The organism is Devosia crocina, assembly GCF_900116545.1.
Lineage (GTDB): Bacteria > Pseudomonadota > Alphaproteobacteria > Rhizobiales > Devosiaceae > Devosia > Devosia crocina.
This window is the reverse complement of the sequence record NZ_FPCK01000001.1, coordinates 282,823-298,911: the sequence shown is the minus strand read 5'-3', so window position 1 is coordinate 298,911 and position 16,089 is coordinate 282,823. Positions and strand designations below refer to the sequence as shown.

16 protein-coding genes are annotated in these 16,089 nt (G+C 62.8%); 12 read left to right on the top strand and 4 right to left on the bottom strand.

All coding sequences use genetic code 11. From position 1 onward, the window contains the following. Nucleotide 1: 1 nt before the first annotated feature. Nucleotides 2-187, top strand: coding sequence for a hypothetical protein (locus tag BM364_RS01365; protein WP_092419886.1), 186 nt, complete (start codon nt 2-4; stop codon nt 185-187). A 146-nt stretch (nt 188-333) separates the two neighbouring features. On the opposite strand, the gene mnmA is transcribed toward BM364_RS01365, so the two are convergent. Then, complete coding sequence (mnmA, locus tag BM364_RS01360; RefSeq protein WP_092419883.1) at nt 334-1,485, bottom strand: tRNA 2-thiouridine(34) synthase MnmA; 1,152 nt, start codon at nt 1,483-1,485, stop codon at nt 334-336. 243 nt (nt 1,486-1,728) lie between these two features. On the opposite strand from mnmA, the gene BM364_RS01355 reads away from it, so the two are divergent. Next, nucleotides 1,729-3,150, top strand: coding sequence for a flagellar hook-length control protein FliK (locus BM364_RS01355; RefSeq protein ID WP_092419880.1), 1,422 nt, complete (start codon nt 1,729-1,731; stop codon nt 3,148-3,150). Between the two features lie 10 nt (nt 3,151-3,160). Next, nucleotides 3,161-3,826 (top strand): flagellar hook assembly protein FlgD, encoded by a 666-nt coding sequence (locus BM364_RS01350; protein ID WP_092419878.1) that lies wholly within the window; start codon nt 3,161-3,163, stop codon nt 3,824-3,826. Between the two features lie 128 nt (nt 3,827-3,954). Here BM364_RS01350 and BM364_RS01345 read toward each other — a convergent pair whose 3' ends face one another. Continuing rightward, nucleotides 3,955-5,094 carry an MFS transporter gene (locus tag BM364_RS01345; protein ID WP_092419875.1) on the bottom strand — a complete coding sequence of 380 codons (1,140 nt, stop codon included), beginning with the start codon at nt 5,092-5,094 and terminating at the stop codon, nt 3,955-3,957. A gap of 205 nt (nt 5,095-5,299) precedes the next feature. Between BM364_RS01345 and sciP the strand changes: the two genes are divergently transcribed. Next, complete coding sequence (sciP, locus tag BM364_RS01340) at nt 5,300-5,578, top strand: CtrA inhibitor SciP (protein ID WP_035085775.1); 279 nt, start codon at nt 5,300-5,302, stop codon at nt 5,576-5,578. Nucleotides 5,579-5,766: 188 nt separating this feature from the next. Here sciP and BM364_RS01335 read toward each other — a convergent pair whose 3' ends face one another. After that, nucleotides 5,767-6,390 carry a glutathione S-transferase family protein gene (locus tag BM364_RS01335; protein ID WP_092419872.1) on the bottom strand — a complete coding sequence of 208 codons (624 nt, stop codon included), beginning with the start codon at nt 6,388-6,390 and terminating at the stop codon, nt 5,767-5,769. A gap of 160 nt (nt 6,391-6,550) precedes the next feature. On the opposite strand from BM364_RS01335, the gene fliF reads away from it, so the two are divergent. The 6 genes from fliF to flhA all read left to right on the top strand — a co-directional run bounded on the left by fliF (nt 6,551) and on the right by flhA (nt 13,954). Beyond that, on the top strand, nt 6,551-8,215 hold the full coding sequence (gene fliF, locus BM364_RS01330; RefSeq protein ID WP_342028832.1) for a flagellar basal-body MS-ring/collar protein FliF: 1,665 nt from the start codon (nt 6,551-6,553) through the stop codon (nt 8,213-8,215). 6 nt (nt 8,216-8,221) lie between these two features. After that, nucleotides 8,222-9,313: a flagellar motor switch protein FliG gene (fliG, locus tag BM364_RS01325; protein WP_092419867.1), complete on the top strand. Its 1,092-nt coding sequence runs from the start codon at nt 8,222-8,224 to the stop codon at nt 9,311-9,313. 4 nt (nt 9,314-9,317) lie between these two features. Next, nucleotides 9,318-10,001, top strand: coding sequence for a FliH/SctL family protein (locus BM364_RS01320; protein WP_092419864.1), 684 nt, complete (start codon nt 9,318-9,320; stop codon nt 9,999-10,001). Nucleotides 10,002-10,057: 56 nt separating this feature from the next. Continuing rightward, complete coding sequence (gene fliN, locus BM364_RS01315; RefSeq protein ID WP_244542815.1) at nt 10,058-10,348, top strand: flagellar motor switch protein FliN; 291 nt, start codon at nt 10,058-10,060, stop codon at nt 10,346-10,348. 25 nt (nt 10,349-10,373) lie between these two features. Further along, nucleotides 10,374-11,741 (top strand): sigma-54-dependent transcriptional regulator FlbD, encoded by a 1,368-nt coding sequence (flbD, locus tag BM364_RS01310; RefSeq protein WP_092423730.1) that lies wholly within the window; start codon nt 10,374-10,376, stop codon nt 11,739-11,741. Nucleotides 11,742-11,809: 68 nt separating this feature from the next. Continuing rightward, entirely contained in the window at nt 11,810-13,954 is a 2,145-nt protein-coding gene (gene flhA / locus BM364_RS01305; protein ID WP_092419859.1) for a flagellar biosynthesis protein FlhA, read from the top strand. A 60-nt stretch (nt 13,955-14,014) separates the two neighbouring features. Here the strand turns inward: flhA and BM364_RS01300 are convergent, their stop codons facing one another. Next, nucleotides 14,015-14,206, bottom strand: a complete 192-nt coding sequence (locus tag BM364_RS01300) for a DUF2934 domain-containing protein (protein WP_092419856.1) — start codon at nt 14,204-14,206, stop codon at nt 14,015-14,017. Between the two features lie 186 nt (nt 14,207-14,392). Between BM364_RS01300 and BM364_RS01295 the strand changes: the two genes are divergently transcribed. Continuing rightward, nucleotides 14,393-15,478 carry a zinc-binding metallopeptidase family protein gene (locus BM364_RS01295; RefSeq protein ID WP_092419853.1) on the top strand — a complete coding sequence of 362 codons (1,086 nt, stop codon included), beginning with the start codon at nt 14,393-14,395 and terminating at the stop codon, nt 15,476-15,478. Nucleotides 15,479-15,585: 107 nt separating this feature from the next. Continuing rightward, nucleotides 15,586-16,044, top strand: coding sequence for a GNAT family N-acetyltransferase (locus tag BM364_RS01290; protein ID WP_092419850.1), 459 nt, complete (start codon nt 15,586-15,588; stop codon nt 16,042-16,044). The last annotated feature ends 45 nt before the right edge of the window (nt 16,045-16,089 follow it).

The following is a 16,089-nucleotide window of genomic DNA, read 5'->3' as shown; positions in this document are numbered from 1 at the left end:
CATGCCCGAGACGCAAGAGAGTCCTTTCAAGCTCAACCGCACCCGCATCTTCCTGCTCGCCATGGGGGCCGTGGTGCTCGTCATCACCGTGTCGATGATGCTTGGGGGGCTCGGTTCTTACCAGGCGCTGCGTGACGCCTCGAACGCGGCAAAAGAGCCGACGGCGGAGCAGGTGCAGGGGAACTGAGGGGCACCCTAAAGGCACCCCCACCCAACCTCCCCCTTCAGAAGGGGGAGGAGCCGGTCGGTTTTTTGCCGAAAGCTCGTGAGCCACAGGCCAATCACTCCCCCTTCTCGAGGGGGAGGTTAGGTGGGGGTGTTCTCAATTAAAGTTCAGGCCACCAGCGCCTGGGGGACCGCCTCGGCGATAAACCCGCCGCCGAGGACTTCGGAGGTTTGGCTGTCGTCGGCGTAAAAGACGCAGGCTTGGCCGGGGGAGATGCCGTATTCGCCCGTTACGAGGGTGACGAAGACCTCCCCGCCCTGCATCTGGATGACGGCGGGCTGTGGGCCGCGGGTCGAGCGCACCTTGACCTCGACCGGGGCACCATTGCCGGCGCTGGTCTCGGCAAGCGGGAGGCTGCCGAGCCAGTTAACGTCGCGCAGGCGCACCGTATGGGTCTTGAGCGCCTCGCGCGGACCGACGATTACCCGGCCGCTGCGATGATCGAGTTTGACCACGTAGAGCGGTTCGCCGGCGGCAACGCCGAGGCCCTTCCGTTGGCCGATTGTATAATGGACGATGCCCTCATGGGTGCCGAGCACGCGGCCATCCATATGGACGATCTCGCCCTGGGCCAGCGCCTCGGGATGCATCTTGCGGATGATATCGGCATATTTGCCCTGAGGCACAAAGCAGATGTCCTGCGAATCGTGCTTTTCGGCGATCTCGAGGCCGAACTCGCGGGCAAGCTCGCGCACCGCCGGCTTGCTCATGCCGCCCAGCGGGAACCGCAGGAAGTCGAGCTGCTCCTGGGTGGTGGCAAACAGGAAATAGGTTTGATCACGATCGCTGTCGACCGGCCGGAAAAGCTGGCGACGGCCGTTCTCGCCGAGGCGCGACTGCACATAGTGCCCGGTGGCCAGCACATCGGCAACCAGATCCTTCGCGACAGCAAGCAGATCGACGAATTTTACCGACTGATTGCAGGCAATGCAGGGAACCGGGGTCTCGCCCTGCTGATAGGCATTGGCGAAGGGCTCCATGACGGCGTTCTTGAAGCGCTCTTCATAGTCGAGCACGTAGTGCGGAATGCCGAGCTTGGCGGCGACGCGGCGGGCATCGTGGATGTCCTGGCCGGCACAGCAGGCGCCCTTGCGATGGGTGGCCTCGCCATGATCGTAAAGCTGCAGGGTAACGCCGATGACTTCATAACCCTCACGAGCGAGAAGGCCGGCAACGACGGAAGAGTCGACGCCCCCGGACATGGCGACAACAACGCGCGTGTCCTCGGGACGCTTGGAGATATCAAGCGAATTCAACATGTCTTTCCAATCCGGATGGGGTCAAGGGCCAACGGACAAGTGTGATGCCTCATACGCCCGATAGAAGCGGCTGGCAATTCCCGGACCCGGCAGGATTTGCCCGGTGCAGCGCCGATGGTGCCGTTTCTGCCCCAAAGGGATAGTGGGACTTGCCAGCCAAACTATTGGAATGGTGCAAGTTTCCCGATTGGCAAGGCGCTTGCTTAGGAGAGGCAAATTACTCTTGTCCTGAGAAACGCGGCCATGGCTTCCAATCTCGCAAATCTCCTGTTTTCCGCAGTGGGCGGCACCAAGCCTGCCCAGCCGGCAGCCCCAAAGGCTGCTCCTGCGGACAAGGAGCGCTTCGCCGACATGCTCGATACCCCACTGGCAACCCCACGCGGCCGGGCTGACACACAGGCAAATGCCGCAACCGGCGAGCGCAGGCAATCGGGCGGCCGCACGGATGCGCCAGCCGACAAGGCCAATGCCGGGAACGGCAAGGTGGCTGCAGCGAGGGAAAAGGAGGATGGCGAGAAGAAGACGCGCACAGCTTCACCGCTTGAGGCACTGCTTGCAGCACTCGCCACTCTTGGCCTTCAGCCGCAAAGCACGGGCCTAGGCGAAGGCGCCGAACAGATCGCGCTCGATGCCAAGGCGCTCGAGGATATCGACGGGGCGCTGCAGGATCTGTCGCAACTGCTTGGCATCGATCTCAAGACGCTGATGCAACAGCTGGGCGATTTCGCCAAGGGAATGGCGGCCGAAGGCGGCCAGCCTGACCTGATGAACCGCCTTACCGCGCTGCTGGGCGGGGAAGGTAAGCTTGGCCCGGATGTCGAAGCCAGCATCAACAAGCTCATGGACGGCCTCGGTAAACTGGCGCAAGCCTTGCCGTCAGAGCCGGAACTGGCACAAGCGCAGCTCAAGCTCACCGAGCCAGTTCTGGCCGGCAAGACCGCTGCCGATGCGCTCAGGAACACGTCCTCCGACGACGAAAAGAAGACGAGCACACCTGAACTCAAGCCCACCGAAAAGCTGGGGGACAGTCAGCGGGTCTTTGCAGGCGGCGATGCTGCCGAGCCAGTTCAGGGTGCGGCCAAGAAAGCTGACAACCAGAGCCAAGCCGCCAGGCCGAATGCAGGTGTGGACGACGCACTTAACCTCACTGCCACCACTCCTGGCCAAGCCGATGCCACGGCGCCCAAGCTCGATGCAAGCGCGGCACCACGCGTCGTGCAAAGCGGCTACCAGACCAGCCAGCAACAGCTCAATCTGCCCCAGATCGCCTTTGAACTCTCGCGCCAGGTGCAGGACGGCAATTCACGCTTCCAGATCCGGCTCGATCCGCCGGAGCTGGGGCGGATCGATGTCAAGCTCGACATCGACAGCAATGGCCAGGTTCATGCCAAGCTGACAGTGGAGAAGGCGGAAACGCTGGATCTGATGCAGCGCGATCAGCGGGCGCTGGAACGCGCCCTGCAACAGGCCGGGCTTGACGGCGCCAAGACCAATCTCGAATTCTCGCTCAAGCAGAACCCCTTTGCCGGTGACCAGAACGAGCGCTCGGGCCGTGACACGCATACCGGTGCCGAGGACAGTGGCGAAGACGTCGAAGCTGCCGTTCCGGCCGTTACCCTTTACCGCGGCAATCTTTCTGCCAGCGGCCTCAATATCATCGCATAGGAGTTTCGACATGGTCGATGGCATTTCCGCATCTTCCGGCCCCGGCAACGGAGCTCTGTCGGGCTCGCGCACCACGATTGCGCAGAATTTCGATACGTTTCTGTCGATCCTGACCACCCAGCTCAAGAACCAGAACCCGCTCGATCCGCTCGACACCAACCAGTTCACCGCCCAGCTGGTGCAGTTCACCGGCGTCGAACAACAGCTTAAGACCAACGAGTTCCTCGAGAGCCTGCTCTCGACCACCCAGAATGCCGGACGCACCGATGCGGTGGGCTATATTGGCAAGCAGGTGACCGTTTCGGGACAGACCACGAAGCTTGAGGGCAGCGGCGCCCTCTGGGGCTACAATGCCGAGGCCAATGTCGCCAATGCCAATATCAACATCAAGAATGCCAATGGCGACGTGGTCTATTCGACCACTGGATCCCTGCCGGCAGGCGCCGGCACCTTTGCCTGGGATGGCATCGGCACCAATGGGATGCCGCAGCCTGATGGCATGTACTCGATTTCGATTTCGGGCACGAACCTTTCGGGCCAGACGATCAAGGTCACGACCTCGGCTGTGGGCAAGGTGACCGCGATCGACTTCTCGAGCGGCCAGCCCATGGTCACGGTGGGCAATGCACGGGTGCCGCTGAGCGACATTTCGGAAGTGCGGCTGCCTGAAGCCTGAGCCCCCTTACCTTGAGAGGGAGAGGAACAGGAGGTGATCGCCGACCTGTTCTTCTTGTCGAGGCGGAGCAAGTGGCGGGTCGATCACTGGATCCGCCTTTGCAAATCCCGTTGAGGGACGCCAGATAGCTATGCCTCTGTCCGTCCCGCCAGTCGGCTCGTTGTGAAGAAGGCTGCGATCAGCACGGGCACGACCACCGAATAGGACAGGCGAATGCCGAAGTGCTCGGCGATGAAGCCCAAAAGCGGTGGGCCGGCGAAGAAGACCACAAAGGTCATCTGGCTGAGCGCGGCGACATTGACCGAGGGTGGGCGATCGGTGCGGCGGGCGGCGGCCGAGATGGCGAGCGGATAGATCGACGAGCAGCCGATCCCGGCCAGCACGAAGCCGGCAAGCGCCATGGCGGGATGGACGGCACTCGCCACCAGCACGAGCCCGAAAACGGCAAGGACCAAGAGAACGCGGGCGACGCGGCGCGGGCTGAAGATTTCCACCACCCGATCCATGCTGAGCCGTCCGATGGCGATCGCAAGGGAAAACAGCGTCACGCTGAGGCCGCCGACAAAGGGCTCGACGGCAAAGACATCGCGCATATAGATGGCCGACCAATCGACTCCGGCCCCTTCCACAAAGAGCGGGGCCGCGCCGAGCAGGCACAGCGGCAATAAGCCGACGGTGGGGAAAGCAAAGTGCGGGGCTTCGGCGCCGTGGTCTTCCGGACGGCGCGGCGCATTCTGCATGGGTGAAAAGACGATCCAGCCGCTCGCAAGCACAACGAGGAACGTTGCCAGCATGTGCAGCTCGACCGAGATCTGCAGCTGCCGCACAATGGCGGCGATCAATGCCGTCACAAAAAAACCGAGGCTCCACATGCCATGGACCCGGCTCATAATGCGGCGGCCAAGAGCGGCCTCGTGGCGGTCCGCCTCGACATTGGCCGTGATCTCGAGCGAGCCGGCAAGAATGCCCGCGCAAAACAGAAATGGCGCGGCAAGGGGCGCCGACGGCATCCATGGCACGAGGGCATAAAGCGCCGAGGCGCCGAAGACGGCAATCATGGTGGAAAGGCGCGCCCCGAGCCGCTGGACGATGCCGCCACTGACCGTAAGCCCGCACAGCACGCCAAAGGACATGGTGATCAGCAGCAGACCCACCTGCCCCTCGGTAAGTCCGAACTTGGTTTGCAGATCCGGCAGGCGTGAGAGGAGCCCCCCCATGGTGAGGGCGAAACTGAACTGCAGGAAATAGATGCGATGGTGCGGCTTCATGGGGCCATGCTCTAGTGAGCGGCAAGGCGCGCGGCAAGTGCTGACAGCAACGCTTAACAGCGCCAGGCAACCGACAGAGTCTTGGCGCTACTCAATTGATTGAATTTCCATCGCATTCTTAACCGGTTGTAAGTTTCCCCTTAGGGGTATCTTAAGGGCACCGCTCTACTCTCAAGCTATATGGTCAGGTTGAGTAGAGAGTAAAATGACCGTACAGATGCGTCCTCGCGTAAAGTACGTTATCGGTCCGGACGGCAGCCCGCTCACCATTGCGGATCTGCCTCCCGCCAATACCCGCCGCTGGGTGATCCGCCGCAAGGCGGAAGTCGTCGCCGCAGTGCGTGGTGGCCTGCTGAGCCTCGAAGAGGCCTGCGAGCGCTACACACTCAGTGTCGATGAATTCCTGAACTGGCAGGCTGCCATAGACAAGCATGGTCTAGCCGGCCTGCGGACCACCTGGATTCAGCACTACCGCGAAGGCTGAATTGAGGCAAAGCGTTGCAGTTTTCCCCCGGGGCTTTACGGCCACGGGGGTTTTCTGTGTTTTGGCTTGATGCACCCGACCAGACCAAGAAGAGTGCTGCGCAAAGTGCCGATGGCACTCCAGCTCTTCTCTGGGAGAGAGACAGACCTCTAAGATTTGTTGAGGTGCCCTCACCTGCTCGGCGGCTTTTAAACGGTGTCGTCCGGCATCCACCGTGCGCCTGCTTCGCGCGCCCTCATGCGGTCGTAATAGGCAGCCACGCTGGGCAGATCGGCCTTATCGGCAAAGGGCGTAATGAACCAGCGGTGCACCGAAAGGGCCAGCGCGATGTCGGCAATGGAAAAGCTTTCTCCGGCAATGAAAGGCCTGCCCTGGGCCAGTTCGCCTTCGAGAATGGCCATGCGCCGGGTCCAGCCGGCGATTGATTCGGCAATTTTGGCCTGGTCGTCATAGCCCGGCGTTTTGCGCGCCAAAGCATGAACGGCATACATCCAAGGTGGGTTCAGCTCGGTTGCCTGCCAGATCAACCATTGCAGGCTCTGGCCAAGCGCATGCGGCTCGAGCGGCAGCAGCGCCTTGCGGGTCTGGGCAAGGTAGATCAGGATTGCATTGCTCTCCCAGAGCGTGGGGCCATCCTCTTCGATCACCACCGGCACCTGCGCATTGGGGTTCAGCGCCAGGAATTCGGGCTCGTGCGGGTTGCGCAGGGGCATGCCCCAGTCTTCGCGCTCGTAGCTCTCGCCGAGTTCATCAAGCGCCCACAAGACCTTACGTACATTGATCGACGTTATCCGCCCCAGCACTCGCATCATTCACGCACCCCTTGCCTTGCCGTTTATACCCGGCAATTTCTGCCTGATTTGCCTGAATTGGGCGAGTGGTTAAGACATTGTTTACCATCCGATGGGTAATTTTTGCCCAGCAGTCGACGGAGGCTCCGACGACTGCGCTTGTCGAACATCGAGTGGCAGCGTGGACAGTCTACAAACTCTCATCAACCGCATCGGCATGGCCCGGCTGGCGGCCATGGCCGTGGTTGCCGTACTGATCATGGGCTTTTTCGCCTTTCTGGTCGCGCGCGCCCAGACCCCGAACATGTCGCCGCTCTATAGCGGCCTCAGCCTCGAAGATTCCTCCGCCATCATCTCCGAGCTCGAAAGCGCCAATGTGCCGTTTCAGCTGCGTGGGGATGGCGACACCATTCTTGTGCCCCGCGACCAGATCACCACGCTGCGCATGAACCTGGCCGGCGAAGGCCTACCGACGCGCGGCCAGGTCGGCTACGAGATCTTCGACCAGCAATCGACCCTGGGCGCCACGAGCTTTGTGCAGAACATCAACAATGTTCGCGCGCTCGAAGGAGAACTGGCGCGCACCATTTCCTCGCTGGCCCGCATCAAGGGGGCGCGCGTTCACCTTGTGCTGCCCGAGCGTGAACTGTTCCGCCGCGAGCGCAAGGATCCTTCCGCCTCCATCGTGCTTTCGGTGCGTGGTGCGCTTTCGAATGGCGAGATCCGCGCCATCCAGCATCTGGTCGCATCGGCCATCGAAGGCCTTTCGCCCCAGCGCGTCTCGATCGTGGACGATGCGGGCAACCTGCTCGCTTCGGGCACGGAAGCCGAAGGCGTGGGCGCCATGGCCGGCCAGACCGAAGAACGCATTCTAAGCTATGAAAACCGCCTGCGCACCCGAGTCGAGGATATGCTCGCCAATGTGGTGGGTGCCGGACGGGCGCGCGTCGAGGTTGCCGCCGAACTCGACTTCAACCGCTCAACCGTTACCAACGAAACCTTCGACCCCGAAGGCCAGGTCGTCCGCTCGACCCAGACCCGCGAAGCCCAGAACCAGTCCGGCGCAGCCGCCGGTCAGGTGACTGTCGCCAACGAACTGCCCGGCGCCTCGGGCGATGGCGCGGCCAATGGCTCGAACGAACAGGGCAATTCGGCCGAGGAAGTCGTCAACTACGAAATCAGCAAGAAAACCGAAACGGCCGTGACCGAGGCCGGCGCCCTCAAGCGCCTGTCCGTGGCCGTGGTGGTCGACGGCACCTATACCGATGACGGCGCGGGCAACTTCACCTATGCGCCCCGCTCGGCCGACGAGATCAGCCAGATCCTGACCCTTGTCCGCTCGGCGGTGGGCTATTCGGCCGAGCGCGGCGACTCCGTGGACGTGGTCAACATGCAGTTTGCCGAGCGTCCGGAACTGACCCCGGCCGGCACGGGTGCGGATGCGGGCCTGCTGGACTTTACCCGCGACGACCTGATGAACGGCGCCGAGATGGCCGTCACCCTGCTGATCGCGCTGGCGCTCCTCTTCTTCGTCTTGCGCCCGCTCCTCAAGAAGGTGATGAGCCCCGAGGCCGAGACGCTCGCCCTGCCCGCAACGGTCGAGTTCGGTTCGAGCCAGACCCTTGATGCCGAGGGTAATGTAGTGATGATGGGCAATGACGGTCAGCCCATGACCCCGGAAGCGGCCGCCCAGGCCGCCGCCATCGCCCAGAGCAACTGGGTGGAAGATGCCAAGGCCCTCGGCGAGCAGCAGCTTCAGCAGCTCAAGTCCGTGGGCACCCTTGTCGAAGAAAATCCAAAGCAGGCCGCACTGATCGTGCGCGGCTGGCTCACCAACGCGGCGTAATAGACCATGGCCCTCGTTTCCCAAGCCGTCGAAGCCCCGATCGTCAACGACGCGCCGCCGCGCCTCGGCAGCCAGCTTAAGATCGGCGGCGCTTCCAACTATCGTGCGCTGGCCGGCGACGAAAAGGCGGCCGCTCTGATGCTGGCGCTCGGCCCGGACTATGGCAAGCCGATCTTCGAAGAGATGGACGAGCACGAGATCAAGACGCTCTCGCGTGCCATGGTCAAGCTCGGTCCGATCACCCCGGCCATGCTCGACGAACTGATGGCCGAATTCGTCACCTCGATCGCGTCCAATGGCAGCGTGGCCGGCAATACCGATTCAACCGAGCGCCTGCTTCTCTCGTTTTTGCCGCAGGACCGGGTCGACGCGATCATGGAAGAGATCCGCGGTCCGGCCGGACGCAACATGTGGGAAAAGCTCTCCAATGTGCAGGCTGACGTGCTCGCCGCTTATCTCAAGAACGAATACCCCCAGACCGTCGCGGTGATCCTTTCCAAGATCGCGCCGGACCACGCCTCCGAAGTCCTGGCCTCGCTGCCCGAGGAACTCGCCATGGAAGTGGTGCAGCGCATGCTCGGGCTCGACGTGGTGCAAAAGGACATCCTCGAAAAGATCGAGCAGACGCTGCGCACCGAATTCATCTCGACGCTCAACACCTCCAAGCGGCGCGACAGCCACGAACTGATGGCGGAAATCTTCAACACCTTCGATCGCCAGACCGAAGCGCGCTTCATCACCAATCTCGAGGAAAAGAGCCGCGAAGACGCCGAGCGCATCAAGTCGCTTATGTTCACCTTCGAAGACCTGACCAAGCTCGACATGTCGGCGATCCAGACCCTGCTCTCCAGGGTCGACAAGCGCGAACTGGCGCTCTGCCTCAAGGGTGCCAACGAGGAGGTCAAGGACTTCTTCCTCAAGAACATGTCGACCCGCGCCGCCAAGCTCATGGCCGACGACATGGCCGCCATGGGCCCGGTGCGTCTCAAGGACGTCGACGAAGCCCAGAGCCGCATGGTTTCCACTGCCAAGGACATGGCTGCGAAGGGAGAAATCCTGATCGTCAAGTCCAAGGGCGACGAGCAGATGATCGCCTGACGCCATGGCCGCCCTTGCTCGCTTCACATTCGACCTGGACCTTGCCAAAGCGGCGGAGGAACCACGGCCCGTCGTGGCGGACCTGCCGCCCGAGCCGGCCGGCATTCCCGAAGAAGTGGTCGCCCGCCTCGTGCAGGAAGCGCGCGAGGAAGGCTTTGCCGATGGGCTGATCGCGGGGGAAGGCAATGCCACTTCGCTTGCGGCCCAGACCGTTGCCGCAGCCGCCGGCACGCTTGCCGCCCATGCCGCGAGCATGACAGCCGCACTCGATGAGGCGCGGCTCGACGGACAGCGCGAAGCGATCGCCCTTGCCCTTTCGGTCGGCCGCAAGCTTGCGGGACACCTGATCGAGAGCCGGCCGACCGCCGAACTTGAAGCCCTGATCGCCGAATGCATGCCCAGCCTGTCGGGCGTGCCGCATCTGGTGATCCGCTGCCATCCGGACCTGGCCGACCAGATTCGCGACATCGCCACCGCCCAGATCGCCACCTCCGGTTTTGCTGGGCGGCTGGTCGTCATGGGTGAACCCGATCTCCGGCTCGGCGACGGCCGGCTCGAATGGGTCGACGGCGGGCTCGTGCGCGATTCCGAGGCGCTGGGCGCCGATATCGATCAAACCATTGCCGATTACCTGGCCGCCCTTGCCGGCCCGGTCGGCCAAGAGCATGCCAAGGAGAGCGGTGAATGAACCCGACCGAAGGGGAAACCGAACAGCCGACCGACGCCGAACTCGGTCTTAACGCGATGGATGCGCCGCCGCGCGAAGAACGCGAAGACCCCTATGTCGAGCGCACCGCCGCCGACCTCGAGGCGGTGTTCGACGTGCCAGTGCGCGTTTCGGTGGTTCTGGGACGCACCAAGATGCCGGTTTCCCACCTCTTGAAGCTCGACACCGGCACCGTAGTCGAACTCGACCGGCAGGTGGGCGAAGCGGTGGAAATCTATGTCAATGACCGCCTCGTTGCCCGTGGTGAAATCGTGCTGGTCGAAAACCGGCTCGGCGTCACCATGACCGAGATCATCAAGCCACAATAACCACAAGAAAGCGGGAGTGTCCCACATGCGCCTCCTCATCGTCGGAGCCCTCGAAGGTCAACTCAGCCAGGCCACCAAAATGGCCATGGATGGCGGCGCCAAGGTTGCGCACGCCCCGGGCATCGAAATCGCGCTGGCCGCCCTGCGCACCGGGCGCGGCGCCGATCTTTTGCTGGTCGACGTGATGATGGACATTGCCGGGCTGATTTCCGCGCTTGAAGCGGAGCGGATCGCCATTCCGGTGGTGGCCTGCGGGGTCGAGACCAATGCTGCCGCAGCGGTGAATGCCATTCGCGCCGGCGCCAAGGAATACATCCCCCTGCCCCCTGATGCGACGCTGATTGCCGCCGTGATCCAGGCCGTGTCGCGCGACAGCGAGGACTTCCTGTTCCGCGATCCGGCCATGCAGCGCGTGGTCAGGATGGCCGAGCAGGTTGCCGGGTCCGAAGCCTCGATCCTGATCACGGGCGAAAGCGGCACCGGCAAGGAAGTGATCGCCCGCTTCGTGCATTCCCGCTCCAAGCGCGCCGCAAAGCCCTTCATCTCCGTCAACTGCGCTGCGATTCCGGAAGCGCTGCTCGAATCCGAACTTTTCGGACACGAGAAGGGCGCCTTTACCGGCGCCATCGCGCGCCGCGTCGGCAAGTTCGAGGAAGCCTCGGGCGGAACGTTGTTGCTCGATGAAATCTCGGAAATGGACGTGCGCCTTCAGGCCAAGCTGCTTCGCGCCATCCAGGAACGCGTTATCGACCGCGTCGGCGGCACCAAGCCGGTGCCGGTCGATATCCGCATCCTGGCGACCTCGAACCGGAACCTGACCGAAGCGGTGCGCGAAGGCAGCTTCCGCGAGGACCTGCTGTTCCGCCTCAACGTCGTCAACCTTAAGCTTCCGGCCCTGCGCGAGCGTCCGGGCGACATCGTGGCCCTCGCCGACCATTTCGTCGCCAAATATGCCAAGGCTAATGGCCTCCCCAAGCGCGAACTCTCTGAAGACGCGCGCGCGGCGCTCCTCCAGGCGCCCTGGCCGGGCAATGTGCGGGAACTCGAAAACACGTTGCACCGTGCGGTCCTGCTTGCCACCGGCACCATGATCGGGGCCGAGGCGATCGTCCTGCCCGATGGCATGGGGCTGAACGAGGCGGTGCGCAATCACTCTCCGGCACAGCATCTGGCCGAAACCGCCGAAGCCATGTCGCGCGCCCTGGTTGGGCGGACGGTAGCCGATGTGGAGCGCGACCTGATCCTCGACACGCTCGACCATACCTGGGGCAACCGGACCCACGCCGCCAATATTCTGGGCATCTCCATCCGCACGCTGCGCAACAAGCTCAATCAATATGCCGACGAGGGGCTGAACGTTCCCGATCCCGGCGAGCGGCGGCATGTAGCCTGATTTCTGCGCTGGGGCGCGGTGCTCGGCACCACGCCCGTTTTTCGTTTTCACTCCGGTAGAATGACATCATGACCGACGTTCCCTCGAGCGCCCGCTTCCAGTTCCCGACACCCAAGGCGGTGATCGACATGCTGCGCTCGGGCGATATCGCGCTCGCTACGGGCGTGATGGCTCTGATCGTCATTCTGATCGTGCCGCTGCCGGCGATCATGGTCGATGCGCTGCTGGCGATCTCGATCGTGTTCTCGGTCATGATCCTGATGACCGCGCTTTTCATCCAGAAGCCGCTTGAATTCTCGTCCTTCCCGACCGTGTTGCTGATTGCTACCATGCTGCGCCTGGGCATGAACCTGGCGACCACACGTCTTATTCTGTCGGAGGGACACAACGGCACTCACGCGGCCGGCCACGTCATCGAAGCCTTCGGCAATTTCGTGACCCGCGGCAATTTCGTGATCGGGATCGTGATCTTCATCATCCTCGTGATCGTCAATTTCATCGTCATCACCAAGGGTTCGGGCCGTATCGCCGAAGTCGCCGCGCGCTTCAGCCTCGATGCCATGCCCGGCAAGCAGATGGCTATCGACGCCGACCTTTCCGCGGGCCTGATCGACGAGGACACCGCCAAGAAGCGGCGCGCTGAACTCGAAGGCGAAAGCGCCTTTTTCGGTAACATGGACGGTGCGTCCAAGTTCGTGCGCGGCGATGCCATTGCCGGGCTCATCATCACCTTCATCAACGTCTCAGCCGGTATCGCCATCGGCATGATGCAGGAGGGCCTTTCGATCCAGGAAGCGGGCAATGTCTATACCCTGCTTACCATCGGCGATGGCCTTGTTTCCCAGATCCCGGCGCTGATCGTTTCGACCGCAGCCGGTATCCTGGTATCCAAATCCGGCGTGTCCGGCGCTGCCGACAAGGCGTTGACCACCCAGTTCGGCGGCTATCCCAAGGCGCTCGGCATGGCTTCGGCTGTCATGGCCGCGCTGGCGCTGTTGCCCGGCATGCCGCTCATCCCCTTCATGGCGCTTTCCGCAGGCGTCGGCTATGCCGCATACCGCGCCTCCAAGCTCAAGGCGGCCCGCGAAGTCGCCGAGCGCGCCAAAAGCGTTGCCGATGCAGCCAGCAAGGCGGCCGGTGCTCCAGGCGCTCCGGGCGCGGCGCCGGCCGGTGAGCCCCCGATCAGCGAAAGCCTCAAGATCGACGATCTCAAGCTCGAACTCGGCTATGGGCTGCTCGGCCTCGTCAAGGAAGACGAAAGCGGCGTCGACCGGCTGACCGAACAGATCAAGGCGCTACGCCGCCAGCTCGCACTCGAACTGGGCTTTGTCATGCCGCCGGTGCGCATTCTCGACAACATGCAGCTCGAGCCCAACGACTATAAGGTGCGCATCAAGGAAGTCGAATCCGCACACGGCCAGATCTATGCCAATCTCCTGATGGTCATGGATCCCTATGGCAATCCGATCGACCTGCCGGGTCACCAAACGACCGAGCCCACCTTCGGCCTGCCCGCCACATGGATCGATCCGGCGCTGCGCGATGAAGCCGAGCTGCGTGGGCTCTCGATCATTGACCCCTCGACGGTGATCTCGACGCACCTGACCGAAGTCCTCAAAGCCAATGTCGCCGAGCTCCTGAGCTATGCCAATGTGCAGAGCCTGCTCTCGGGCCTGCCCAAGGATCAGCAGAAGCTCGTCGAAGACATCATCCCGAGCCAGATTTCGGTTTCGGGCGTGCAGCGTATCCTGCAGGCCCTCCTCACCGAACGCATCTCGATCCGCGACCTCTCGACCATCCTCGAAGGCATCGCCGAAGTCGCGGGGCCAGGCCGCTCGATCCAGTCGATCACCGAACATGTGCGCTCGCGCCTTGCCCGTCAGATCTGCGCGGCCAATCTGGGCCAGGACGGCAACCTGCCGCTCCTCACCCTTTCCGCCCAGTGGGAACGCGACTTTGCCGAGGCTATGGTGGGCGAGGGCGAAAACCGGCACCTGGCCATGGCCCCGAGCCGCCTGCAGCAATTCATCGCTGCCGTGGGCCAGAGTTTCGAACGGGCGGCCCAGCAGGGCGAACTGCCGGTGATGATCACCTCGCCCTCGATCCGCCCCCATGTCCGCGCCATCATCGAGCGCTTCCGGCCCCAGACAGTGGTGATGAGCCAGAACGAGGTGCATCCGCGCGTGCGGCTCAAAACCGTCGGCAGCATCTAGGCCGGAGGAAACAAAAAGGGCGGAGCTGCGGCTCCGCCCTTGGGTTTTTTGGCAGCAAGCTTAGGCAAGCCCGCCCGGCACGATGGGCGGCAGCCCGATGGCCTCGGCTTCCCGCGAAGTGTCCACCTCGTCTTCCTCGGCCAGTTCACGCTCGGCCTGGTACCAGAATTCCTGTTCGCGGCCATCGGGCTGGCCGGCATCGATCCAAAGCTGATAGGCACGCTCGCGGATCATTTCGTCTTCGGGATGCATGGTCTCTCTCCTCTTCCCATCTGGACAGAACGCAGATCTGGTCCGGCAGTTGCGCTTCTGACGCTATCAGGGGCGCACAACGATATGGTAAAAGGGCTGAGTTTCTCTGCTGTTCCCTCTCGTCCGCGGGGAACGCGCCGCCCGGGCCCGCATTGTGCTTTCCGTGGCCTGACCCCGGGGAACCCGATGCAGCTTTTTGTCTGCGACCATTGCGGCAATACCGTCTATTTCGAAAATTCTGTCTGTGAACATTGTGGCCACGCCCTGGGCTATCTGCCCCAGCAAAGCGCCATGGTTTCGCTCGATGAAACCGAAGGCGGCTGGAGCGCTCCGGCCTATCCCGGACTAACCTATGTCTATTGCGACAATTCAAGGCACGGCGCGTGCAACTGGCTCGTACCGGCAGCGCCGGATGGACCCGCCTTTTGCCTTGCCTGCCAGCACAACGAAACCATTCCCGATCTTGAGATCGCCGACAATCTTCATCGCTGGCAGGTGATCGAGCGGGCCAAGAAGCGCCTCTTTTATTCGCTGATCCGGCTCGGACTGCCGCTCGAAACCCGGGCCGACAATCCAGAACATGGCCTCGCCTTCCGTTTCCTGGCCGACAACGAGAATGCGCCGCGCGTCATGACCGGGCATGAGAGCGGGATCATCACCATTTCGCTGGCAGAGGCAGATGACGCCGAGCGCGAGCGCCGAAGGACGCAGATGGGTGAGCCCTACCGGACCCTTCTCGGCCACTTCCGGCATGAGATAGGGCACCACTATTGGGATCTGCTTGTCACCGGAAAGGCACCCGAGGCCCAGTTTCGCGAAGTCTTCGGCGACGAGCGCGCCGACTATGGCGAAGCGCTCAAGACCTACTATGCCAATGGCGCACCGGCCGGATGGCCGCAGACCCATATCAGCGCCTATTCCACCGCCCACCCCTGGGAGGATTTCGCCGAAACGTTTGCCCATTATCTGCACATCGTCGACACGGTGGAAATGGCGGCAGCCTTCGGCGTGCGCGCCAAGCCCCGCACTGGCGACGAAAGCCTGGCACTGCCCCCGGTTCGCTTCGATCCCTATATGGCGCCGGACATGAGCGAGATCGTGGACAATTGGGTGCCGCTCGCGCTCTTGCTCAACAATCTCAACCGCGCCATGGGCCAGACGGATGCCTATCCCTTTGTGCTGACGCCAGCGGTGATCGAGAAGCTGAGCTTCATCAACGGGCTGGTGCACCAGGCACCGGGGCTGGAGCAGCTGACAAAGCTCGATGGTTGATCGGTAAAGCCCCTCTCGCCATATGTTGTGGGGCGGCACCTCTCGCTTCGGGAGAGGTGAGAGGGCGAGGCCTTGGCCGCCGTCACCGCGCCTGTTAAACCCAGCCCATGTCCGAGATCACCGTTCTCCCCGTGCCCGTCTTTTCCACCCTGTGCAATGCCGCCTTTGCCCTGCGCCGTGAGGTCTTCGTCTGGGAGCAGAAGGTGCCCGAAGAAGAAGAGCACGACAGCTACGACATGACCGCGACCCACTATGTGGCTGTGGCGGACGGCGAGGTGGTCGGCACGCTGCGGGTGATTGCGCTTGAAGAGCACATCAAGATCGGCCGGGTTGCCGTGCGTCAGGCTTTTCGCGGACGCGGGGTTGCCCGGAGGCTAATGGATCAGGCGATGGCCGACGCCAGAGCCAAGGGCGAAGATCGGTTCTTCCTCACCGCGCAATCGGACAAGCTCGGGCTCTACGAGAAGCTGGGCTTTGTCGCCTTCGGTCCCGAATTCACCGATGGCGGAATGCCGCACAGGGCCATGCGCACCTATGACAAGGACAGCGCAACCTTACAGGATTAAGTCAAATTTAACGCATTAACCTGGGCTCGGGACTCCTGCCTTAAA